The 22,413-nt window shown below is 63.3% G+C and carries 20 protein-coding genes; 8 read left to right on the forward strand and 12 right to left on the reverse strand.

Features of this window, described 5'->3' with window-relative positions; genetic code table 11:
- Window positions 1–28 precede the first annotated feature (28 nt).
- The 3 genes from MQW79_RS06280 to MQW79_RS06290 all read right to left on the reverse strand — a co-directional run bounded on the left by MQW79_RS06280 (window position 29) and on the right by MQW79_RS06290 (window position 5,801).
- The gene (locus MQW79_RS06280) at window positions 29–2,500 is read right to left on the reverse strand and encodes a glycogen/starch/alpha-glucan phosphorylase (protein ID WP_476587485.1); all 2,472 of its coding nucleotides are present in this window, start codon (window positions 2,498–2,500) and stop codon (window positions 29–31) included.
- A gap of 97 nt (window positions 2,501–2,597) precedes the next feature.
- The gene (locus MQW79_RS06285; protein ID WP_476587486.1) at window positions 2,598–4,454 is read right to left on the reverse strand and encodes a monovalent cation:proton antiporter-2 (CPA2) family protein; all 1,857 of its coding nucleotides are present in this window, start codon (window positions 4,452–4,454) and stop codon (window positions 2,598–2,600) included.
- Between the two features lie 81 nt (window positions 4,455–4,535).
- Window positions 4,536–5,801: an AI-2E family transporter gene (locus MQW79_RS06290; protein WP_476587487.1), complete on the reverse strand. Its 1,266-nt coding sequence runs from the start codon at window positions 5,799–5,801 to the stop codon at window positions 4,536–4,538.
- Between the two features lie 153 nt (window positions 5,802–5,954).
- Here MQW79_RS06290 and MQW79_RS06295 point away from each other — a divergent pair, with 153 nt between their 5' ends.
- The gene (locus tag MQW79_RS06295; RefSeq protein WP_476588193.1) at window positions 5,955–6,902 is read left to right on the forward strand and encodes a nucleoside hydrolase; all 948 of its coding nucleotides are present in this window, start codon (window positions 5,955–5,957) and stop codon (window positions 6,900–6,902) included.
- A 141-nt stretch (window positions 6,903–7,043) separates the two neighbouring features.
- Here MQW79_RS06295 and MQW79_RS06300 read toward each other — a convergent pair whose 3' ends face one another.
- Complete coding sequence (locus MQW79_RS06300; RefSeq protein ID WP_476587488.1) at window positions 7,044–8,621, reverse strand: ABC-F family ATP-binding cassette domain-containing protein; 1,578 nt, start codon at window positions 8,619–8,621, stop codon at window positions 7,044–7,046.
- Window positions 8,622–8,790: 169 nt separating this feature from the next.
- Here MQW79_RS06300 and MQW79_RS06305 point away from each other — a divergent pair, with 169 nt between their 5' ends.
- From MQW79_RS06305 to MQW79_RS06335, 7 genes are all read left to right on the forward strand, one after another.
- Window positions 8,791–9,402 carry a LysE family translocator gene (locus tag MQW79_RS06305; RefSeq protein ID WP_476587489.1) on the forward strand — a complete coding sequence of 204 codons (612 nt, stop codon included), beginning with the start codon at window positions 8,791–8,793 and terminating at the stop codon, window positions 9,400–9,402.
- A 76-nt stretch (window positions 9,403–9,478) separates the two neighbouring features.
- Window positions 9,479–9,700 (forward strand): hypothetical protein, encoded by a 222-nt coding sequence (locus MQW79_RS06310; protein WP_476587490.1) that lies wholly within the window; start codon window positions 9,479–9,481, stop codon window positions 9,698–9,700.
- Window positions 9,701–9,761: 61 nt separating this feature from the next.
- Window positions 9,762–10,700: a Kelch repeat-containing protein gene (locus MQW79_RS06315; RefSeq protein WP_476587491.1), complete on the forward strand. Its 939-nt coding sequence runs from the start codon at window positions 9,762–9,764 to the stop codon at window positions 10,698–10,700.
- Window positions 10,701–11,221: 521 nt separating this feature from the next.
- Window positions 11,222–11,800, forward strand: coding sequence for a c-type cytochrome (locus MQW79_RS06320; RefSeq protein WP_476587492.1), 579 nt, complete (start codon window positions 11,222–11,224; stop codon window positions 11,798–11,800).
- Between the two features lie 136 nt (window positions 11,801–11,936).
- A complete protein-coding gene (locus tag MQW79_RS06325) occupies window positions 11,937–13,667 on the forward strand; it encodes an outer membrane protein assembly factor BamB family protein (protein ID WP_476588194.1) in 1,731 nt (576 codons plus the stop codon).
- A gap of 84 nt (window positions 13,668–13,751) precedes the next feature.
- A complete protein-coding gene (locus MQW79_RS06330; RefSeq protein WP_476587494.1) occupies window positions 13,752–14,597 on the forward strand; it encodes a substrate-binding periplasmic protein in 846 nt (281 codons plus the stop codon).
- On the forward strand, window positions 14,594–15,205 hold the full coding sequence (locus MQW79_RS06335; protein ID WP_476587495.1) for a site-2 protease family protein: 612 nt from the start codon (window positions 14,594–14,596) through the stop codon (window positions 15,203–15,205). The genes MQW79_RS06330 and MQW79_RS06335 overlap by 4 nt, the downstream gene beginning before the upstream one ends.
- A 1-nt stretch (window position 15,206) precedes the next feature.
- Here MQW79_RS06335 and MQW79_RS06340 read toward each other — a convergent pair whose 3' ends face one another.
- The 8 genes from MQW79_RS06340 to MQW79_RS06375 are packed head-to-tail and all read right to left on the reverse strand — an operon-like array spanning window position 15,207 to window position 22,411.
- Complete coding sequence (locus MQW79_RS06340) at window positions 15,207–16,067, reverse strand: substrate-binding periplasmic protein (protein WP_476587496.1); 861 nt, start codon at window positions 16,065–16,067, stop codon at window positions 15,207–15,209.
- A gap of 2 nt (window positions 16,068–16,069) precedes the next feature.
- The gene (locus MQW79_RS06345) at window positions 16,070–16,870 is read right to left on the reverse strand and encodes an ABC transporter permease (protein ID WP_476587497.1); all 801 of its coding nucleotides are present in this window, start codon (window positions 16,868–16,870) and stop codon (window positions 16,070–16,072) included.
- Between the two features lie 17 nt (window positions 16,871–16,887).
- Complete coding sequence (locus tag MQW79_RS06350; RefSeq protein WP_476587498.1) at window positions 16,888–17,757, reverse strand: ABC transporter ATP-binding protein; 870 nt, start codon at window positions 17,755–17,757, stop codon at window positions 16,888–16,890.
- Complete coding sequence (locus MQW79_RS06355) at window positions 17,754–18,767, reverse strand: ABC transporter substrate-binding protein (RefSeq protein ID WP_476587499.1); 1,014 nt, start codon at window positions 18,765–18,767, stop codon at window positions 17,754–17,756. Before MQW79_RS06355 ends, MQW79_RS06350 begins: the two co-directional genes overlap by 4 nt.
- 29 nt (window positions 18,768–18,796) lie before the next feature.
- The gene (locus MQW79_RS06360) at window positions 18,797–19,549 is read right to left on the reverse strand and encodes an ABC transporter permease (RefSeq protein WP_476587500.1); all 753 of its coding nucleotides are present in this window, start codon (window positions 19,547–19,549) and stop codon (window positions 18,797–18,799) included.
- Window positions 19,546–20,526, reverse strand: coding sequence for an ABC transporter ATP-binding protein (locus tag MQW79_RS06365; protein WP_476587501.1), 981 nt, complete (start codon window positions 20,524–20,526; stop codon window positions 19,546–19,548). The genes MQW79_RS06360 and MQW79_RS06365 overlap by 4 nt, the downstream gene beginning before the upstream one ends.
- A complete protein-coding gene (locus MQW79_RS06370; protein WP_476587502.1) occupies window positions 20,523–21,398 on the reverse strand; it encodes a DUF58 domain-containing protein in 876 nt (291 codons plus the stop codon). The genes MQW79_RS06365 and MQW79_RS06370 overlap by 4 nt, the downstream gene beginning before the upstream one ends.
- A complete protein-coding gene (locus tag MQW79_RS06375; protein ID WP_476587503.1) occupies window positions 21,395–22,411 on the reverse strand; it encodes an AAA family ATPase in 1,017 nt (338 codons plus the stop codon). Before MQW79_RS06375 ends, MQW79_RS06370 begins: the two co-directional genes overlap by 4 nt.
- Window positions 22,412–22,413 lie beyond the last annotated feature (2 nt).

The raw sequence follows: 22,413 nt of genomic DNA on the forward strand, positions 1-22,413 counted from the left end.
TTGGGCGTTTGCTGCGCGCACCAGAAAATCAGGCCGTCTGAACGCCCCAGATTTCCTCGGCATATTGCCGTATCGTTCGATCCGACGAAAAGAACCCGACACTCGCCGTATTGCGGATCGACATGGCCCTCCACTTCTTCTTGTCGCGCCAAAGCTCGTCCACCTTGGCCTGCGCCGCGACATAGGCGTCGAAGTCGCGTGCCACCATGAACCAGTCATGGTCGTAGAGCCCGCCGACCAGGTCGCGATAGCGATGCGGATCATCGGGCGAAAACACGCCGGACGATATCGAATCCAGCGCTTCGCGCAGGCGCGGCGAGGCATCGATAGCCGTCCGCGGCACTTCCGAGCGCGCCCGCTTGTCCTCGACCTGTTCGGTGGTGAGGCCGAAGATGACGATATTGTCGGCGCCCACTTCCTTGTGCATTTCCACATTGGCCCCGTCCATCGTGCCGATGGTGACGGCGCCATTGGCCATGAACTTCATATTGCCGGTGCCCGAGGCTTCCATGCCCGCGGTGGAAATCTGTTCGCTGAGGTCGGCGGCCGGCACGATCACTTCGGCCAGGCTCACATTGTAGTTGGGCAGGAACACCACCTTGAGCAGACCCCGCACTGCCGGGTCATTGTTGATCACCCGCGCGACATCGTTGATCAGCTTGATGATCAGCTTGGCGTTCCAGTAGCTCGGCGCCGCCTTGCCGGCGAAGATTTTCACGCGCGGCACCCATTCCTTTTCCGGGTGGGCGCGGATTTCGTCGTAGAGCGCGACGGCATGGATGATGTTGAGCAGCTGGCGCTTGTATTCGTGGATGCGCTTGATCTGCACGTCGAACATCGCTTCCGGATCGACCTTGATATTGAGCCGGTCCTTGATCAGCTTGGCCAGACGCTTTTTGTTCTCGAGCTTGACCGAAGCGAATTGCTTCTGGAACCCCGGGTCCTCGGCATGCGGCAGCAGCTGGTGCAGCTTGTCCACGTCATCGAGGAAGTCGGGGCCGATCCGCTCGCTGATCAGTTTCGTCAGCGATGGATTGCACTGCATCAGCCAGCGCCGCGGCGTGATGCCATTGGTCTTGTTGTTGATCCGCTCCGGATAGAGACGATGCAGGTCAGCGAACACCGTCTGCTTCATCAGCTCGGTATGCAGCGCCGACACGCCATTGATCGAATGCGAACCGACAAAGGCCAGCTGGCCCATGCGAACGCGGCGCCCGCCATGCTCGTCGATCAGCGACACCGCCGCGATCTGCTGGTCGGTAAATCCCTTCTTGGTCCGCGCTTCGGCGAGCACGTCGGCATTGATCTGGTAGACGATCTGCATGTGGCGCGGCAGCAGCCGCTCCAGCAGGGCCACCGGCCAGCTTTCCAGCGCCTCGGGCAGCAATGTGTGGTTGGTGTAGCCGAACGTGCCCTTGGCGATCTTCCAGGCCTTGTCCCACTTGATGCCGTTGTCATCCACGAGGATGCGCATCAGCTCAGCCACCGAGATGGCCGGATGCGTGTCGTTGAGCTGGATGGCCACCTTGTCGGAGAGCGAACCGAGATCGCCATATTGCTGCAGGTGCCGCCGCACGATGTCCTGCAGCGAAGCCGAGGAGAAGAAGAATTCCTGCCGCAGCCGCAGCTCCTGCCCCGCCGCCGTCGAGTCGGCCGGATAGAGCACGCGGGTAATGGCTTCCGCCTTGGCGCTTTCCTCGAGCGCACCGATATGGTCGCCGGAATTGAACTTGTCGAGCAGGATCGGGTCGATCGGCTGCGCGCTCCAGAGCCTGAGCGTATTCACGCGAGAGCCCCGCCAGCCGACGATCGGCGTGTCATAGGCCACCGCCAGCAGGTGCTCGTTCGGCCGCCATTCCTGACGCACTTCCCCATCGGGGTCCGTCACCGGCTCGACATGCCCCCCAAAGCCCACCTCATAGGCGCTTTCGCGACGCTCGAACTCCCACGGATTACCATGGGCCAGCCAGTCTTCCGGCAGTTCGACCTGCCAGCCCTCGCTCATTTCCTGGCGGAACAAGCCATGCACGTAGCGGATGCCATAGCCATAGGCCGGGATTTTCACCGAGGACATGGATTCCAGGAAACACGCCGCCAGGCGCCCCAGGCCACCATTGCCCAAGGCCGCGTCGGGCTCGAGATTGATGAGATCCCCGAGGTCGACATTGAGGTTCTTGAGCGCCTCGGCCACTGGCTCCATCAGCCCGACATTGCTCATCGCATCGCGCATCAGGCGGCCGATGAGAAATTCGAGGCTGAGATAATAGACGCGCTTGTTGGAGGTCCGCCACGTTTCGCGCGAACTCTCCATCCAGCGGTCCATGACCCGGTCGCGCACCGCCAGAATCGTCGCGCGGAGCCAGTCATGCGGCCGGGCGACAATGGGGTCCTTGCCGACGGAGTAAATCAGGTTTTCAAGGATTTCGGCCTGTAGGGCCTCAACTGTGGTCGCGCGGGGTTCGGGCGTGGGAGCATCGTAGACGATCGGTTTTTGCGGCATGTCGCAATCCAGTGTTCATGACGATATTCCCCTCAGAATAGGGGCACTCTTGCACTTAATTTGTGCACGGGAAAGCCCCTTGCCGCGACCTTGGCGCCTAGCTGCCCTGCATCGGCTGCGCGGACCGCCTGGCCGCCGCCTCGGCGTCCTCCCTATCCACGGAGACCCCGCCTTCGCGCGCCTGTTCACGCGCGTTGCTGAGCAGCAGCTGTCCCCCGGTGCGCCAGTCTTCACCATTGAGCTGCAGTTCGAAACGCTCATTGTCGCGCGCCTTGACCCCCTCGAGCACATCCTCGATCTGCTGCTCGTCGGCCCCCATCATGCGAATGGCTTCACCCCCGAAGGTCACCGCCGAGTCGAACAGTTCGCGCTTCTGGTAGTCGACCCCGGCCTGCACCAGTTCGATGGCATGCACCCGGTCAAAGGCCCGCGCCATCACCCGCGCCAGCGGAAATTCGTCGCGCAGCAGTTCCACGATCCGCGTGGTCTGGTCCTTCTGATCTGTGCAGACCAGGATCAAGTCTGCAGCCCCTGCGCCGGCGGCCCGGAGAATATCGAGCCGCGTACCGTCGCCGTAGTAGACCTTGAACCCGATCTGCGCTGCGGCGCGGATCATGTCGGTGTCGTTGTCGATGATCGACACCGAATGGCGGAGCGCCAGCAGCGGCTGGCTGGCGATCTGCCCGAAGCGCCCGAAGCCGATGATCAGCACCCGGCCCGACAGCCCGTCGGCAGTCTCCACGCCCTCCATGGACTGGACCTGCTTGGGCATCAGGTATCGCATCCCGATCATGGCGAAGGGGGTCAGGACCATCGACACGATGACAGTCGCGGTGAAAATGGCATTGGTCGGCCCGTCGATCAGGCCGTTTGCGGCGGCCGTCGTATAGAGCACGAAGGCGAATTCACCGCCCTGCCCCATCAGCACGGCCCGCTCCAGCGCCTCGCCATGGCTCGATCGAAGCGCACGCGCAATCACATAGATCGCGCTCGCCTTGACCAGCATATAGGCCACAACGCTGATCGTGATGATCTGCCAGTTCTCACCCACCACCCCGAGATCGAGCGACATGCCGACAGCGAGGAAGAACAACCCGAGAAGCAGTCCGCGAAACGGCTCCACGTCCGCTTCGAGCTGGTGCTTGAATGTCGAGGTCGATAGCAGCACGCCGGCAAGGAAGGCGCCCATGGCCATGGAGAGGCCGCTGACCTGGAACAGCAGCGCCGCGCCCAGCACCACGAGCAGCGCCGCCGCCGTCATCACCTCGCGCACCTTGGCCTGCGCCAGGAGCGAAAAGAACGGGTTCATGATCCGCCGCCCAAGGAAAATCAGCAACAATATCGCGCCCAGCGCCACGCCCAGCGACGCCAGACGCGTCACCATGGACACATCGCCGCTCGATGGCGCCAGGAGCGCCACCACGGCCAGCAACGGCACGATGGCGAGGTCTTCGAGCAACAGTATCGACACCATTTTCTGCCCGCCCTCGGTGGCCAGTTCGCCGCGCTCGCCCAGAATCTGCATGACGATGGCTGTCGAGGTCAGCACGAAACCCATGCCGAAAACAAAAGCCACGATGGGTGCAAACCCCAGCAGCACGCCGACGCCGGTCAGCAGCGCCCCGCAAATACCCACCTGGACAACGCCCAGGCCGAATATCTGCTTGCGCAGGGCCCAGAGCCGTGTCGGCTCCATTTCGAGGCCAATGATGAAGAGGAACAGCACCACACCCATTTCGGCGGTGGCCAGCACCGCTGCCGGGTCGGAAATCAGCCCGATGCCGGACGGTCCGAGCAGGAGGCCGGCGGCCAGATAGCCCAGCACCGCGCCCAGCCCTATCCGCTTGAAAATGGGTACGGCAATTGTGCCTGCCGCCAGCAGCGCCACCACCGGCACCAGGTCGACGCCGTGATGAGCCGCCTCGGCTGCATGCGCTACAACTTCGCCCGCCATTCATCACCCCAGATTCGATCAGGCCTCGAAACTGGTGCTGCAGCGGCTCCCCGTCAAGCTGGGCGCGCGCGTGGCCGCCCTTCAGCTCGCGCTGGGCTCGACACCCGTCGGCCCGGTGCCTTGGGGCGGCTCGCGGCGTTCCTGCTTACGGCTTTCCGCCTCGGCATCATTCTCGGCATCCTGGCGCTGTTCGCGAATCGCCTGCGCGGCATTGGCCAGCAATTCGTCGCGATCCGTCATGCGCGCCGTGCGCCGGACGGGCCGACGGGGTGCAACCGGCTTGCTGGGCAGGGCGTGGGTGATCAGCGATTGCGCAATCAGCAGCGTCGGCACAGCTACGAGACCGCCCACCGGGCCCCAGGCCCAGATCCAGAAGGTGATCGACAGGAAGATGATGAACGGATTGAGCGTCAGCGACCGGCCAATGAAGTGCGGAGTGAATATCTGGCCTTCGACAAAGTTGATGCCCGCATAGCACATCACCGGCAGCAGGATCTGCCACAGCTCGGTCTGGGTGCCGAGTCCGACCGCCAGCAAGACCGTGATCATGATGGCCTGTCCCACATAGGGGATATAGTTGAGCACCGCAGCCATCGCGCCCCAGAGAATGGGCGACGGCATGCCGATGATCCACATGGCAATCGACACCGCTGTGCCGACGCACAGGTTGATCATGGTCACGGACAGCAGGAACCGGCTGACTTTCTGTTCCACATCGCGGAACACATGCGCCGTCCGCCACCGCATCCGCCGCGTCACGCACATTGAGAGCACCGACATGCGGATATGGTCGCGCGTGGCGACGAAGAAATAGAGGCTGGCAAGGAAGATGGCGACCTGCGCCAGGATGGCGGGGGCGAGCATGGCGACCCCGGTCACCGCGCTGCCATCTTCGACCTGCACCGACATCGTGCTGCTATTGCCCAGCACCGACGTCAGTTGCTCCTGAAACTGCCCGACCGACTCCAGCGGCTCCCGGAGGTTGGCCAGCTGGGCCTGCAGCTTTTCCCAAATCAGCGGCGCACGCGCCACCCACTCGCTGAGCGGTACTGCAAACAGCGTGGCGAAACTGGCGATCACCCCCAGCAGCAACAGCACGACAACGCCGGCCGACAAGGCCGGCGGCACGCCCCAGCGCTCCACCCGGTCGGCCACCGGACCGAACATCAGCCCTACCACGATGGCCAGGGTCACCGGTGCGAGGAACACCTGGCCCGCGCGCAGCATGGTGAGCAGCACGGCAAAACCGACACCCACCATGGCCAGGCGGGCAACATTGTTGAGCACGCGCTCGAACTGGCTTTCATTGAAGTCGGCGGGCGCCGGATCGGCGTTATTCTGGCGCATTGGAGGTTCCGCAGTTTGGGACTGACCGGAAACGTGAAGCCCATCCACTTCGTTCCCCTGCGACCTCACGCCATCGTGCGCGGCAGTCGACCGGGCGAGGGCGCTTCGCTAGGATCGCGCCAACCGTCCCGAATCGCCGGAATTTCCATGCCAGTGCAGCCGCCCCGCAAGATCATCATCGACACCGATCCCGGTCAGGACGACGCCGTCGCCATCCTCCTGGCGCTGGCGTCGCCCGAGGAACTGGAGGTGCTCGGCGTGGTCGCCGTGGCCGGCAATGTGGGCCTCCACCACAATGCCAACAATGCCCGCAAGGTGGTCGAGCTGTCGGGCCGTACCGACGTGCCCGTCTATGCCGGTTGCGCCCGGCCGATGCGCCGGCATCTCGTCACCGCCGAGCATGTCCATGGCGATACCGGCCTCAACGGCCCGGTCCTGCCCGACCCGACCATTCCGCTCCAGGCTCAGCACGGCGTCGATTTCATCATCGAGACGCTGATGAATGCCGAGCCGAAGACCATCACCCTCTGCACCCTGGGGCCGCTGACCAATATCGCCATGGCTCTGGTCAAGGAGCCGGCAATTGCCGATCGCATCCAGGAAATCGTCATGATGGGTGGCGCCTATTTCGAGGTGGGCAATATCACCCCGGCGGCCGAATTCAACATCTATGTCGATCCCGAGGCCGCCGACGTGGTCATGCGGTGCGGCGCCCCGATCACCATCCAGCCGCTCGACGTCACTCACATGATCCAGTCGACCCCGGCCCGCCTCGAGGCCATCAAGGCGCTCGGCAACAGGTCCGGTGAAGCCGTCCACGCCATGCTCACCTTCTCGGAAACCTTCGATCTCCAGAAATACGGCTGGGAAGGCGCCCCCCTGCACGATCCCACCGTCATCGCCTACCTGCTGCAGCCCGAGCTCTTCGAGGGGCGCCATTGCAACGTGACGATTGAAACAGCGAGCGAGCTCACCGTCGGTATGACCGTCTGCGACTACTGGCACGTCTCCGGCCGCGCCCACAATGCCACCTGGCTGCGCTCAGGCAATGCCGAGGGCTTCTATCAGTTGCTAACCGAGCGCCTGGCCCGGCTGCCCTAGGCAGGTCACCGGCCCCATTCTTCTCCCCCTCGGGGAGAAGGTGGCGCGCAGCGCCGGATGAGGGGGATGTTTCAGCGCGAGTGGAGATATCCCCCACCGACTCTGCTACGCCGAGCCACCTCTCCCCAATGGGGAGAGGAATCACCCCAGCACCACCTCCCGCTCCACCCCGATCGCCTCCAGAAACGCCCGGTCGTGGCTGATCACCAGCAGGGCGCCGTCAAACGCCCGCAGCCCCGCCTCCACCACTTCCACGGCCTCGATATCGAGATGGTTGGTCGGTTCATCCAGCACCACCAGCATGGGTGGCGTTGCGCCCCCGAGCACGCAGGCAAGTCCTGCCCGCAACATCTCCCCGCCGCTCAGCGTCCCCACCACCTGCAGAGCCGCGTCATTGCGGAACTTGAACGCCGCCAGCACCGCCCGGCAGTCATTGACCGAGCTGTCCGGATTGAGCCGCCTGAAATTGTCCACAATGCTTTCGCCCCGATCCAGAAGCCCCACCTGCTGGTCGAGCAACACCATCGACCCGCCGATCTGCACAGTCCCTGAACTGGGCTCCAGACCGCCCGTGAGCAGTTTCAGCAAGGTCGTCTTGCCCACCCCGTTAGGCCCGGTGATCGCCACCCGCTCCGGCCCGACGAGGTCCAGGGAAAAGTCTCGGATCACCGGCCGTTCCGGATCATATCCCCCACTGATCCCGCTCGCCCGCAGCACCACCTTGCCTGCGGGCAATCCACTCGGCTTCAGTTTCACCGCAAAGGGCGCCAGCACTTCGATCTTCGCGCGCGCCTCCGCCGCCTGCATCTGCGCCGCGTCGGCCTGCTTTTCCGCCAGCCGGTCGAGCCCGCCTGCAGTGGCCTCTGCGCGCCGCTTCAGTCCACCGAGGAGGATTTTTGGCGCATCGCCTTTGGCAGCTTTCTTGCGGCCACCGGCATCGCGCTTGTCCTGCCGCTCCCGCGCTTCCTGCGCCGCCTTCGCGGCATCCCGTACCTGCCGCTCGGCCACGCTGAGATCGCGCTGTGCCGAGGCCAGTTCCAGCGCCTTGCGCTCCCGGTAGTGTGTGTAATTGCCGCCATAGGTGCTGGCGCCGAGGCCCGTCAGTTCGACAATGGCATCCATCGTATCGAGCAGATCGCGGTCATGGCTGATGACAATCGCCGCCCCGCGCCAGCCCGCCAGCATCTGCGCCACCGCCGCGCGGCCATCGGCATCAAGATTGTTGGTCGGCTCATCGAGTAGGATCAAATCCGGCGCGTCGAACACCAGGGCCGCCAGCGCCGCCCGCGTCCGTTGCCCGCCCGACAGGGCCGAGAGCAACGTCTCGGGCCGAACATCCAGCGCCAGTTGCTCGAGCGCCTCGTCCAGCCGCGCCTCAAGCGTCCAGTCGGCCTCGACAAGTTCGTCGGCGCTCGCCTCCCCCGCCATGGCGCGGGCAAGGAGAGCCAGACCCTTCCGCACGCCGAAGAGATCCGCAATGGTCTCCCCCTCTTGCGGCTGCACCTCCTGCCGCAAGAGACCGATACGACCGACGACGGTCACGGTGCCCGATGCAGGCGTCAGCGCGCCCGTAATCAGCCGCAGCAGCGTCGTCTTGCCCACGCCATTGCGGCCGACAAGCCCGGTGCGCCCGGTACCGAAACTCAGGTCAAGATGGGAGAAAAGCGTCTGGCCGTCAGGGCCGGAATAGCTCAGGTTCGAAAGCGTCACGGAAGGCATGGTTCGTCAAATCCTCAGGGGCAAGGCAGGTCGGCATTGCTGTGAGGGTGCGATCCATTGGGAACCGTCCGGTCGGGTTGCGATAACCCCTACATAATCGCTTGCGCCGCCGCTGGCAAATCACTGCGCTGAGGCGTAGTGTCCGCGCGCTCAGCTTCAGAGACTTGCCATGGACCTCTTCACCCTTTCGGCCTTCACCGTAGCCTATGCCATTGCCGTGCTCGTGCCCGGCCCCGGCGTTGCCGCGGTGGTGGCACGAGCGCTGGGTGGCGGGTTCAGGGGCGCTTTCCCCATGGTTCTGGGCATCCTCGCCGGCGATCTTGTCTATTTCTTCTTTGCCGTCTTCGGCCTTGCCGCCATTGCCACCTGGTTTGGCCCGGTCTTCACCATCGTCCGCTGGGCCGGTGCGGCCTACCTGCTCTACATCGCCTGGAAGTTCTGGACCGCCCGCCCCGGCTCCGAGCAGATGAAGCCGAAAAACGAGGACCCCTGGAAGACCTTCCTTGCCGGCTTCTCGCTGACCATGGGCAATCCCAAGACCATCGTCTTCTATCTGGCCATCCTGCCGACGGTCGTGCCGCTGGGTGAGATGAACCCGGTCGCCTTCGTGGAACTCACCATCATCGTGGTCGTGGTCCTGCTGATCATCGGCTGCGGCTATGCTTGGCTGGCTTCGGCCGCCCGCGAAATGTTCCGCAGCGAAAAGGCCCTTGGTCGCCTCAACAAGACCGCCGGCGTCATGATGGCCGGCGCCGCCGCGCTGGTTGTCACGCAGCACTGAGCCTGACGCGACGATTGTGTTAGCAATCCGCTAACCAATTCACGCGTTGTTAACCATATTGGGCGAGCCTTGCCGCATGGCTTATGGCTCGACCAAGATCAACCGCTACAACATGCACCAGTTCTCATCCTATGACCGGATGCAGTATCAGCGTGAGCGCAAGGCAATGGCCGCCGAAACCATCCAGAAGACGGCCAATCTGGCCAATAGCTTTGCGAATATTCAGGCCAGCAATGCCGTGGAAATGGGCAATATCTATTCCAAGATTGCCATGTCCCGCATCTCCAAGACTGCCTGATCCCTGATCGTCCAGACTTCGCCTTACCCTGATGCTAGACTGACGCTTCGGGGAGGTGACAATGTCGAAATTCCGTCTTGCACACGCACTGCTAGCTCTTGTTTCAGCTGGCCTGATGGCGACCCCGGTCGCCGCCCACGAGGTCGGCACCTGGACCGGCATCGACGACGCCCCCGGACAACGATCGGAGATCGCCGTCGCCACCATCGGACAGCACGCTTACATCGTCGGTGATTATGGCGGCCGCACCGAGCTGCTGATCCTGGATCTGGAAACCCGCACCTGGAGCACTGGCGCGCCCTTCCCCTATCCCGTGCATCATGCAGCCGCCGCCGGTCATGACGGGCTCATCTACGTCTTCGGCGGTTACCGGAACGACTGGGATGTCACCGGCCAGGTCTGGGCCTACGATCCCGCCGCCATGGAATGGACCGAGCGCACCGCCATGCCGACGCCCAGGGCAGCCGGAGCGGCAGCTGTGATCGACGGCAAGATTCACGTCGTGAGCGGCAATAGCGCTAGTCTCAGGAACCACCCTGCCCACGAGGTCTATGATCCGGCGACGGACACTTGGGAAGCAGCCGCGCCCGTGCCCACGGCCCGGGACCACCTCTCGCTCGCCGTCATCGATGGAAAACTGATCGCTGCGGGCGGACGCATCGATGGCGATCCCGCATTCAATCTGGGGACGACGGAGCTCTATGACCCGAGCACTGATTCGTGGTCGGAAGGCGCTCCCATGCCCACCCCGCGCAGCGGAGCGGCCTCGGCGGCCCTTGACGAGGAGATGTTCGTCATGGGCGGGGAAACCCGGGTGGACGTCTTCGACACCGTCGAAGCCTATGACCTCAGCCAAGACATATGGCGGACATATCCGCCCTTGATTACACCCCGTCACGGTTTCGGGGCGGTTGTATACGAAGGCACTATGTTTACACTTTTGGGGTCGCCGCGACCGGGAGGCGACAGTTCCGCCACCGTGGAAATATTCGAGCGATAGGGCCAGCTTCCCGCACGCCTTTGACCCCTTCTCCACGCGCCTACAGTAATACTCCGCCGACAATACTGATTGGACACGGCAGGTCGGCCGTGCGTGACTGAAATGCACCACATTTTTGACTAACATGTTACCACGCCTTTTCAGGGTCGAGGCTGTTTGATTTCGCCGCCAAAATCTATTGCGCGTCACCGTGCGCCGCGCTCGGCCGTTAAGCTTGGATATTCGCAACCTGTACGGAAAAATATACAAGACTTCTGTCACGACGGCGCTCAATTTTAGCAATCAAGACATTGAAAATAATCCACTGGCCTAGGCACGTCCGTGATTATTACTTTCTGCAATCGATACCACCGAGAGAAAACGCCCGAAATTGGCCCGAACGCAGAGACAAGACATCATCTAAATAACTTCGGGAATGGAAGTAATTTCTTGCTTTCGTCAGGATTTTTTCGCTTTTTTACATGTGCCCTCTTGCGGCAACCCGCCGCAGGGCACTAGGCTCCCCTCAAGTGGCGACGAAAATGTTGCGCGCATCCGACCCCAACGGCGCGCCCTTCGCCTGTGAGGACCTAGTTTTGAAGAAAAAGATTCTGGCGCTTGCGCCCACTATCGCTTTGCTTGCAGCAATGATTCCCGCCTACGCCCAGCATTCCGACGGCGTGGTTGAGGCTCCCGATCTGACCGATCTCCCCGAAGTCACCGCGGCGGAACAGGTTTCTACCGACGAGATCGACACGTCCGAGCGTACGATCTGGGATGGCGTCTTCACGGCCGAACAGGCCGCTGCGGGCGGCTCGCTCTACACACAGTATTGCCAGGGTTGCCACGGCAAGACCGGCCGCGGCACGCCCGGCGGCCCGGGTGTTACCGGCGCAAACCTCAACAAGAAGTGGGAAGAGATCTCACTGCTCGATTTCTACACCTTCGCGCATGCCAACATGCCCCCGGGTGCCGCCGGCAAGATCGGCAACGAGCAGGACTACGTGAATATTGTTGCCTACATCATGGAAATGCACGGCGCCGAGCCGGGCGAGAGCCAGCTGGTCTGGAACGAAGAACAACTTGGTAACATCTACATCACCCGCAAGCCCAAGGACTGATGTCGATTTGACGTGCCTACCCGCCGGCCACGGCGGTTCTACCAAGCAAAAACGACGCCCGAAATAACTCGGGCGCCTTCTATCCCGAGGGAAGAGAATGAGAGCCACACTTTCAGTTTTGCTGGCATCCGTTGCGATGCTCAGCGTGACTTCGTCTGCAAATGCTCAGGTCGATATCAACGCCCTGCCCGTTGTGACCGACGACATCCTGGCAAATCCGGAAGCCGGTGACTGGCCGTCCTACGGCCGCACGATCACCAACTACCGCTTCAGCCCGCTTGATCAGATCAACAAGGACAATGTGGGTCAGCTGACCCTGGTCTGGGCGCGCGCTCTTGAGCCGGGCAACCTGCAGTCCGCCCCGCTCGAATTCGGTGGCGTGATGTTCATTGCGGCTCCGGGCGACGTGGTTCAGGCTCTCGATGCCACCACCGGCCAGATGCTCTGGGAATACCGCCGTCAGCTCCCCGACCGCGAGACCCTGAACTCGCTGGGCGAAAACAAGCGCGGTATCGCGCTCTACGAAGACAAGATCTACTTGGCCACCTGGGACAACTTCATCGTTGCCCTGGATGCCAAGACCGGCCAGGTCGCATGGGAAAGTGATCGTGGCGGCGGTGCTGATCTGATCTCCAACACCACCGGTCCGATCGTTGCCAACGGCGTCGTCGTCGCTGGTTCGACCTGCCAGTTCTCCGAATTTGGCTGCTACGTCACCGGTCACGACGCTGCCACCGGTGAAGAACTGTGGCGCAACAGCTTCATTCCCAAGGCTGGCGAGGAAGGCGACGACACCTGGGGTGACTCCACCGAAGACCAGCGCTGGATGACTGGTGCATGGGGCCAGATGACCTACGATCCGGTCACCGACCTCGTCTTCTACGGTTCGACTGGTGCTGGCCCGGCCGCTGAATTCCAGCGCAACACTGTCGGCGGCACGATGTACGGTTCGAACACCCGTTTCGCCGTGAAGCCGAAGACCGGTGAGATCGTCTGGCGTCACCAGGTGCTGCCGCGCGACAACTGGGACCAGGAATGTACCTATGAAATGGTCCCGGTCGACATCAACTCGCAGCCGTCTCCAGATATGGAAGGCCTTCTGGCCCTTGGCACTGCCGAACCGGGCGAAAAGCGCGTCCTCACCGGCGTGCCCTGCAAGACCGGTGTGATGTGGCAGTTTGATGCCGAAACCGGCGAATTCATCTACGCTCGTGACACCGTCCAGCAGACGCTGATCGCCAATGTCGACGACACCGGCCTCGTCACCGTCAACGAAGAAGCCATTCCGACCGAAGTCGACACCCCGACCTTCATGTGCCCGACCTACCTCGGTGGTCGTGACTGGCCGCCGAGCGCCTTCAACCCCGACTCCAAGGTCATGTTCGTCCCGCTGACCAACATGTGCGCCAACGCATCTGTGCTGGATCAGGAGCCGACCGGCCTCGACGTCTACAACACCGAGCTGGAATACGTGCTGCCGGAAGGCGTCACCCAGGCTGGCCGTCTCGACGCCATCAACGTCGAAACCGGTGAGACCGTCTGGAGCTGGACCGACGAGACCCCGATCTATGCTCCGGTTGCAGCAACCGCCGGCGGCCTGGTGTTCATGGGCGGTCTGGATCGCAAGTTCAAGGCAATCGACCAGGAAACCGGTGAAACCGTGTGGTCGACCACCCTGGCATCGCGCGCCACCGGTCACCCGATTTCCTATGAAGTCGATGGTCGCCAGTACGTCGCCATCCCGGCCGGTGGCCCGGGCTATGGCACGGCGCTGATCGAAGCGTCGGGCAGCACCGTTGACACGGTTTCGGGCAGCAACGCGGTGTACGTGTTCGCCCTGCCGGAAACCACTGCTGCTGCGAACTAAGCTGTAGCGGCATCCAAACCGGGCCCGGCAAAGAACCCTCTTTGCCGGGCCTTTTGCTACCGACTTCAGAATGGATATCCGATCGTGAAGAACCTTGCTCGGCTTCTGGCTCTTGTCGTAGTGGCGGGAATGGCCCCGGCTCAGGCCCAGCCCATCGTCGACGTCGTCCCCCGTGACCTCTACACCGATACTCTGCGTCAGGACGGCAACAGCATCGCCTTCTGCTACAATCCCGATGGGATGATGGCGGCGTTCGAGCAGGAACTCGTCGAGACTGTCGGTTCGGTTCTTCTGGTCGAGCCGGTCCTGGTTCCCATGCCCAATGGCCGCATTCCGACCAACCCGCTCGACTACCGGCTGCCCTATCTTGAGGAAGCCATCTTCATCATGCTGGCAGAGCGCTGCGACGTCATCATGGGCTATGTGCTGGCCAATTCCGTGCCGGACTGGATCCTTCTCACGCGACCCTACCTGTCCACCGGCAACCTGCTGATCACCCGTTCACCCGACATTACCGCGATCGACGACCTGCCGCTCGATCAGCGCATCGGCACCCGCAGCCTTTCCGTCTCAGACAATCGCCTGGCGAGCTATCTCAATACCCTGCCCAAGGATCAGCGCTGGAAGCGCTCGACGCTCTATCACAACCAGCGCATCCTCGAGCAGCTCGACAGCGGCCAGATCGGTGCTGCCGTGATCTGGGAACCAGCCCTCTACTTCGCTACCAATGGTGACCCGGAGGCCGCCGGTTATCAGCTCCTGCCCCTGCCCTTCGTGGACAGGCGCACCGACATTGGCATGGCCACGCGCTCCAACAACACCTACCTCAATTCCATCCTGGGCGACGCAATCGCCGAACTGATTGCGGACGGCACGATCGCCGACCTCGTTGAAGCGCACAATCTGGGCCCGACGAGCGCCCCCCAATGAGTTTTGAACTACCGCTGCAGATCATCGTCCTGCGCATTATCGGGTTGCTGCTGGTCGGCATGGTCCATGCAGTGGCCCTCGTGGGCGTCGTCACCGCCCTGGGCGATCGCGGGCCACGATTCGACGGACGCCTGACGCCCAATCCGCTTGCCCATGCCGATCCGCTCGGCATCGTTGCGGCCGTGTTCACCATGGGGGGCTGGATCAGGCCGGTCGACATCGACCCCGGGCACCTGCGCCAAGGACGCGTTGGCCTGGCCGGCGCTGTCTTCGTCGCTCTCGTAATCCCGGTCGTCCTGTTCCTGTTGCTCCTGCAACTGCGCGGCCTGTCAGTGGCCCACCTGCAGCCGTCCTATTCGAACGTGGTCAATCTCGCCCTGCGCACCTTCGCCGAAATGAGCGTCGTCTTCGCTGTGGTCAATCTGATCCCGCTGCCGCCAATGGCGGGCGGCTACCTGCTCCAGGCGGCCCTGCCCCGGCTCTATGAGCGCATCCGGCCACGCACCACCATTATTGCACTGGTCCTCGTGGCGCTGGCCATCCTCGACCGGGGCGTGGTCATCCGCCGCCTGCTCGACCCGCTGATCAAGACCCTGACGGGCACCTGAGTCAGTCGAGCTCCGGCACGCTCCCGCCGCCCAGCACGGTCTGAATATCGGCAATGTCGTATTTCTGCTTGAGGGCATCGAGCCGGCCATCCGCCTCGATGCCGGCAAGGGCGCCCATCATCCGGCGCTTCAGCGTCAGGTCGCCCTTCCACAATCCGATACCCAGCGGATAGCGCTCGTCCGTCCCCGGCGCCCAGGAGACCGACCAGTCATTGGAGCCGGCAATCTGCCGCGCGATCAGCGCTTCCGTTATCCCCGCATCGACCGACCCGTCGGCAATGCGCTTTTCGAGCTCTTCGGCCGAGTTGACGATCTGCGGACGCAAGCCCTGCGCCCTCAGGCTTCGGCTGAGGGCCAGCCGGTCGAGCCCGCTCAGGCCCGCGTAAAAGCCGATCGTCTTGTCCTCGATACTGTCCAGTGCCTCTGGCGACACTACGGCCCAGCCGGTCGAGAGATAGGGCTCCGTGGCATCGAGATAGGACAACACCGGAGGCGTCAGCGCAATGCCGCCCGCGAGCACCTGGCATTGCGCACGCGTCACGCGCCAGCTGCGCGGATTGAAATCAGTGGCCATCGCCGAATTGGGCAACACCGACAGGCGCAGGCCGAGCTCCTCGGCCAACAGGCCGAGCAGTTCGATGTCAAAGCCCGGCGCCTGCGGATCGCCCGTCACCAGTGGAGGATAGAGCGTCGGCACACAGGCCGTGATGCGTCCCGTGTCTTCAATGCTCGACAGGGAATTGTCCGGCGGCAGGAGATAGACAGCGGCGAACAGGGCGCCGATGACTCCCACCGTTCCCAGGTCCCCGATCCAGCGCGGACGCGAGCGCCCCGGCCCCCTCTTGGTGTTCTCGGCGGCCATTCTCACGCCTTCCGGAAGTCGAGAAGCGCCCAGATGAAGAAGCCCACCGCCATCACGGACAGCACGATCGGCCCCAGTGCGGGATCAAACTGGTTAAAGTTGATGAAGGTGCCGCGCAGCGCGTCGACCGCGTAAGTGATCGGGTTCCATTCGACGAGCGTTACCAGCCATTCGGGATACACCACCAGGGTCTGGGCCCGGGTGAGCGCGGGGTCGAGCGGAAATATCGAACTGGACAGGAAATAGAGCGGCAGGATGACGGCATTGGAAAACACGCCGAAGCCCTCGAAGCTGCGGATGCGCGAGGCGATGACGACACCAAAGGAGGTAAGGCCAAAGGCCAGCACGAACATCAGCAGCAACCCCACCGCCAGCCGCTCCCAGGTGAGGACGACATCGGCAAATGGCGCCAGCAGCAGCACGAGGCAGCCATGGAACACGGCGATCGTCGTGCCGCCAAGGATCTTGCCCAGAAGTGCCGCCCAGCGAGGCATAGGCGAAACCAGCACTTCCCGCAGGAAGCCGAATTCCCGGTCCCAGATGACCGAAACGGCCGACTGAACCGAGGTATACATGATGTTGAGGACGACGATCGCCGGAAAGATGAACTGGATATAGGTATAGGGAATGGCGAAGCGCACCTCGCCGAACACCTCGCCCCGGAAATAGGGATTGAGGCCGATACCCATGATCAGCACCCACATCAGCGGCCGGCTCACGCCGCCGATCAGCTGCCCGCGATCGCGGATGGCGCGCTTCACCTCGCGCAGCCAGATCGCGTAAATTCCACCCAGCAGGCCCATCAGGGCTCCTCCACTCGTCAACCAGCAACGCCCGCGTCACGACCGAAAAAGTCGGATTCGGGATCAGTCAGAACCAAAGTGCGAATGCGGTCCCACAGATAAGTCCGCAATTCGATGAAGCGCTTCTCCGAGCGCACGTCATAGCCCCAGCGGGGGCGTTCGAGGCCGACATCGATCACCTCGAGAATGCGACCGGGACGCGGACCCATCAGCACCACCTGATCGGCCAGCAGGATCGCTTCGTCGACGCTGTGGGTGACAAACAGCGCCACCGATTGCCGTGCCGACCACAGCCGCATCAGCTCGAGCTGCATCAGCTCGCGGGTCTGCGCATCGAGACTGGCAAATGGCTCGTCGAGCAACAGGATGTCGGGCTCCGGCGCCAGGGCCCGTGCAAGGGCAACGCGCTGCCGCATCCCGCCGGATAGCTCGCTGGGATAGGCATCGGCAAACCGTCCCAGCCCCACCAGCTCGACATAGTGACGCGCACGTTCGCGTCGTTCCGCCCGGTCCGGGATCGACTCCACCAGCGCGAATTCGACATTGCCCACAATGCTTGACCACGGGATCAGTCGGAACGACTGGAACACGAAGCCCATGTCTGGCCCCGGCTTCGGTGGCTCTCCCGAGACCAGCACCTGCCCCTCGTCCGGCCGGATGAGACCGTCCACGATGCGCAGAACCGTGGTCTTGCCGCACCCCGACGGGCCGAGCAGCGACACGAATGTCCTGTCCCGCACCGTCAGGTTGACGTCCTTCAGGGCGACGGTGCCGGCCGATTTCTCGCCGGCACCAAAGGTTTTGGAGACGCCGCGCAGCTCCACGCGATAGGGCCCGGCGTCTGGGCCCTTCGCTTTTTGCTGCATTGGCGCGGTCGCGTCGATCATCGGGTCACGGGATCCATCGCGTCATCGGTGCCCAGTTCGGCCAGCACGTCATCGATGACAGAGAAGTCGACCCATTCACCAAGCTCGACCTGGCGAACCGAGGCAAAGTCCTCGCCCTCGTAGAGCGCGGTAACCGTGGCATCCAGTTCGTCCTTGCTGAGGCCACCATTGACGCTCCAGCTCTTGGCAAAGCTGGCGCCCAGCTCATCGAGCACGGCCTTGTCCTGTGCCGGCAGGGCCGTCTGCATGGCCGAAACCCACACGGCTGGATCGGCGGCGAAGTCACGCGACGCCTTGATCAGGGCGGCGACGACCTTCTCGACATCGTCGCGGCGCTCTTCGAGCACCTTGCTGGTCACGATGTTGACCTTGCTGACCTGCGGCGCCGCTTCATAATAGGCGTCCTGGTCGACAAGCACATGCAGGCCCGTCTTGTCCGGGATCGAGCTCCAGACGCCGATCGACACCGTGGTCGCATCGACCTGGCCGGCAACCAGCGCCTGGGCGCGGACGTTCGGCTGACCGAGCGCCACGAATTCCACCGCATCGGTGTCGACGCCATTGGCCGCCATGACGCGGGTGCTCAGCCCGTGATCGAGGCTGCCGGGACGACCAATGCCGAAGCTCTTGCCAGCCAGGTCGGCAGGTGTAGCGACCGTGTCTTTCGAGGCGATGAGAAATGGCAGGGACTTGTTCGGCGAGACCACGGCGCGCAGGTCCGTGGCACCCTGCGCCACCAGCAGCAGGAGGGCATCGACGCCGATATTGGCCATCTCGCCTTCACCGGCCTGGATGGCGGCAAGGGCCGACGGGGTCTGCTGCACGCGGACGAGTTCCACATCCACGCCCTCGCGCTCGAAATAGCCCTGCTGCACGGCCAGGTCCATGACCGAATTGGGCACGAGCGGCGTCTCAAGGTCCGTCACGATCAGACGGAACGGCTCTGCATGGGCCGGCGCGGCCGCAAACAGCATGGTGGCAGCGACGAAGGCGCCAAATTGTTTCTTCATGATGACCTCCTCAAATCTCTCTTTTGTTTTCACGCAACGACATCGCTTCGGCGCCAGCGCCCAAGTCGATTTTCCAGGTACCGGAGTGCTTCGGTGACGATGACGCCGATCAGCGCCAGGGTCAGCACGATGACGAAATACTCAGCCATGCGGAATGTGTTGCCATAAATGGCAAGCAGCCCGCCCAGGCCTTTGACGGCAGTATAGAGTTCGGCGACGACCGTGTTGATCAGGCCGATCGTGGCCCCGACACGCAGGCCCACGAGAATGAAGGGTACCGCACCCGGCAGCACAATGCTGAAAAAGATCCGCTTGCGTCGCGCGCCCACCGAGCGCGCCATTTCGATCAGTTCCTGGTCGGAATTGAGCGCACCGGCATAGCTGTTGATCAGGATCGGCATGACCGCGCCGAGGAAGATGATAAGGATTTTCGCCTGTGCCCCAAGCCCCAGAAACACGATGATCAGGGGAATGAAGGCAACACGCGGCGTCGCCGAAAGCGCATAGACAAACACTTCCAGCGTCTTGCCCAGCGGCCGAACCGTGCCCATCAAGAGGCCTAGCGGAATGCCGACGAGTATGGCGACCGCATAGCCACCGAGATAAATCGAAATGCTGTCGACCAGCGCCGTGCTGAGCCGGCCCTCCGCGATCAGCTGGCCGGCCGCCTGAAAAGTCGCCCACGGCGATGGCACCAGGCCGCGCTCGACAATGGTGGATGCATACCACCAGAGCCCGATCAGCGCGGCCAGGAACAACAGCCGATAGAGGATGATCTTCATGACCTTCCCCCTCGCCGGCCCTCAGCGCCGCGTCGCTCATGCTCGGCGGCACCGCGGTCGCGCAATTCCCGCCCGGTCAGCGTCAGGAACACGCTCTCAAGGCTCGGCGTGTCGAACGACACCGAGCGGACGCGCGATCCGAACTCGGCGAGAAAGCCGTCGGCAAAGCCCGGCGCCCCCGCATCGAGAATGATCGAGCCATCCTTGCCCGCCTGCAACTGCCCATGCTTGGCGACGATTTCCGCGGCCACCTCGGGACTGCGTGGCATGACCCGCGCCGTTTCGCGCCCAAACTGGCTCTTGAGCTCAGCCGGCGTCCCGTTGGCGATGATCTTGCCATGGTCGATGACGGCGACCTGATCGCAGTTCTCGACTTCCTCGATATAATGCGTGGTGACGACCACGGTGAGGTCGCGCTGCCGACGCAAGGTGTCGAGATAGGTCCAGATGCCAGCGCGCGATTGCGCGTCCAACCCCACGGTCGGCTCGTCAAGGAACAGGATGCGCGGCTTGTGCAGCAGTGCGCGCGCTATTTCCAGCCGGCGCTTCATGCCCGAGGAGAAGGTCCGCACCACCGCATCGCGCCACTCGGTCAACTCCACCAGGGCCAGCAGTTCATCGATGCCCTGCCGACGGTCGGCCGCGCTGACATTGTATACGCGACCATGGAAATCGAGGTTTTCGAAGGCAGTCAGGCGGTCGTCCAGACTGGGCTCCTGAAACACGACCCCGATTTTGCGCCGCGCTTGCAGCGGGCGCTTGCGCACATCCGCGCCGGCGATCAGCGCCTGCCCTTCATCGGCCTGCAATATGGTGCACAGGATATGGATCAGCGTCGTCTTGCCCGCGCCATTGGGTCCGAGCAGGGCAAAGGTGGAATTCTGCGGAACAGTCAGGTCGACAGCATCCAGGGCTGTCATGCGCCCATAGCGCTTGGTCAGCCCACTGACCTCGATTGCCGATCCGGTCTGGCTCACAGCAGCACCCCCGCAGCGCGCAGATCGCGCATGAAAAACCTCGATACGTCTACCGACGAGGACAGGGCGAAAAACCGCCCGCCCCGACTGACAAGACGCTGGCGCAGCCCGGCCTGGAAGGCCTCTAGCCGGTTACGATAGCTGGCAATGACCTCTTCATCGATCACTGTTTCGATTTCATCGCCGGTTTCATCGTCGATCAGATGCACATTGCCGGTCCCCAGCACTATCGGGTCGATTTCGGCCGGCGCGGCCACCTGGATGCCGACCACTTCATGTTCCTGGCCTTCGAGCGCATTGAGCGCTCGACCCATATTCTCATCCCACCAGTCACTGATGATCACCACATAGGCGGCCTTGCCCATGTCGCGCGCCGCGCGTTCCACATCCACGCTGAAATCACGGCGGCCACCGGCCCGGACATCGTCAAACCACGCGAACAGCAGCGGCGCGCGGGCGCCACCCTGGAAGGCCTGCGACCAGCGGAAGCCGGCCTCATCCGAAACGCCGACGCGCACCCGGTCCCCGGCCGTCAGTCCGACAAACCCGGCCAGTTGCGCGATTTCGGCGGCCACGTCGAATTTTTGCGGATCACCGGCCAGCATCGAGCGCGTCCCATCCAGCAGGATGTAGATGGGCAGTTGCCGGTCCACGAAATACTGCCGGATATAGGATTCGCCGAGCCGCGCCATGACCCGCGGATCGAGATGCCGCACATCGTCGCCCGCCCGGTATGGCCGGTGCTCGGCAAATTCGAGTCCCGCGCCCTTGGTACTGGACCGCCGCTCGCCAATACCGACGGAGGGCGCTGCCCGATGCATCAGGAAGCGCGCCGTCGAGAGTTGTTCGAGCAGAGCCGGAGATGGTGTCACAGCACCCCCTTGATGCTCGTGTCGAGCAGCTTGCCCAGCAGCGCCTCCAGCGAAACGCCGTCGGCGCGGCCTTCGAAATTGAGGTGCACGCGATGCCGCGTGGTGGCCAGCAGCATCGCTTTCACGTCCTCGAAACTGACATTGAACCGCCCGTTCAGCAGCGCATGCCCCTTTGCCGCCAGCACCAGGGCCTGCGCGCCGCGCGGGCTGAGCCCGAAGCGCAGGTAGCGCTTCACGTCCGGATGGGCGCCGGGCGCCTCCGGCTGGGTCGAGATGGCAAATCCGGCAATGGCCCGGCGCACATGTTCGGCCATCGGCACGCCGCGCACCAGCGCCTGAACCGCGATGATATCCTCGGGGGTCAGCAATTGCTGGGCCACCGTCTCGACCGTACCGGTCGTGCTGTCGAGAATGGCCGAAAGGGTTTCGGCAGTCGGCAGCGGCACATCGAGCTGCAGCAGGAAGCGGTCGATCTGCGCCTCCGGCAGGATATAGGTGCCGTCCATTTCGAGCGGGTTCTGTGTGGCCAGCACAAAGAATGGCTCTGGCAGTTCCATGGTCGTCCCGGCCGCGCTGACGGTTCGCTCCTGCATGGCCTCGAGCAGCGCCGACTGCGTGCGCGGCGTCGCGCGGTTGATTTCGTCGGCGAGCAGCAATTGCGTGAAGATGGCCCCACGCTGGAACTCCAGCACATTGCGGCCACTCACATCGGGCACCAGCACCATCGATCCGGTAATATCAGCCGGCATCAGGTCAGGGGTGAACTGCACGCGCGCAAAGGAGAGGCCCGTGGCATTGGCCAGGGTGCGCACCAGCAGCGTCTTGCCGACGCCGGGCGGACCTTCGAGCAGCACATGCCCGCCGGCGATCAGGCCAATCATCAGGTCCTGGATGATCTGTTCCTGCCCCAGCACGACCCGGCCGATTTCCGTCCGCGCTGCGGCAAGGGCAGTCAACAGCCGGTTCATCTCGGCATCTGCTGCTTGTTCACTGGTCATGACAGGTGACGACATCT

This window comes from Devosia sp. Micro-HW1 (genome assembly GCF_056341075.1).

What these genes read in the sequence shown, in the direction of transcription:
- MQW79_RS06280 (WP_476587485.1), bottom strand. Translation starts at nt 2,500, where the DNA reads ATGCCGCAAAAACCGATCGTCTACGATGCTCCCACGCCCGAACCCCGC.
- MQW79_RS06285 (WP_476587486.1), bottom strand. Translation starts at nt 4,454, where the DNA reads ATGGCGGGCGAAGTTGTAGCGCATGCAGCCGAGGCGGCTCATCACGGC.
- MQW79_RS06290 (WP_476587487.1), bottom strand. Translation starts at nt 5,801, where the DNA reads ATGCGCCAGAATAACGCCGATCCGGCGCCCGCCGACTTCAATGAAAGC.
- MQW79_RS06300 (WP_476587488.1), bottom strand. Translation starts at nt 8,621, where the DNA reads ATGCCTTCCGTGACGCTTTCGAACCTGAGCTATTCCGGCCCTGACGGC.
- MQW79_RS06305 (WP_476587489.1), top strand. Translation starts at nt 8,791, where the DNA reads ATGGACCTCTTCACCCTTTCGGCCTTCACCGTAGCCTATGCCATTGCC.
- MQW79_RS06310 (WP_476587490.1), top strand. Translation starts at nt 9,479, where the DNA reads ATGGCTTATGGCTCGACCAAGATCAACCGCTACAACATGCACCAGTTC.
- MQW79_RS06315 (WP_476587491.1), top strand. Translation starts at nt 9,762, where the DNA reads ATGTCGAAATTCCGTCTTGCACACGCACTGCTAGCTCTTGTTTCAGCT.
- MQW79_RS06320 (WP_476587492.1), top strand. Translation starts at nt 11,222, where the DNA reads ATGTTGCGCGCATCCGACCCCAACGGCGCGCCCTTCGCCTGTGAGGAC.
- MQW79_RS06325 (WP_476588194.1), top strand. Translation starts at nt 11,937, where the DNA reads ATGCTCAGCGTGACTTCGTCTGCAAATGCTCAGGTCGATATCAACGCC.
- MQW79_RS06335 (WP_476587495.1), top strand. Translation starts at nt 14,594, where the DNA reads ATGAGTTTTGAACTACCGCTGCAGATCATCGTCCTGCGCATTATCGGG.
- MQW79_RS06340 (WP_476587496.1), bottom strand. Translation starts at nt 16,067, where the DNA reads ATGGCCGCCGAGAACACCAAGAGGGGGCCGGGGCGCTCGCGTCCGCGC.
- MQW79_RS06345 (WP_476587497.1), bottom strand. Translation starts at nt 16,870, where the DNA reads ATGGGCCTGCTGGGTGGAATTTACGCGATCTGGCTGCGCGAGGTGAAG.
- MQW79_RS06350 (WP_476587498.1), bottom strand. Translation starts at nt 17,757, where the DNA reads ATGATCGACGCGACCGCGCCAATGCAGCAAAAAGCGAAGGGCCCAGAC.
- MQW79_RS06355 (WP_476587499.1), bottom strand. Translation starts at nt 18,767, where the DNA reads ATGAAGAAACAATTTGGCGCCTTCGTCGCTGCCACCATGCTGTTTGCG.
- MQW79_RS06360 (WP_476587500.1), bottom strand. Translation starts at nt 19,549, where the DNA reads ATGAAGATCATCCTCTATCGGCTGTTGTTCCTGGCCGCGCTGATCGGG.
- MQW79_RS06375 (WP_476587503.1), bottom strand. Translation starts at nt 22,411, where the DNA reads ATGTCGTCACCTGTCATGACCAGTGAACAAGCAGCAGATGCCGAGATG.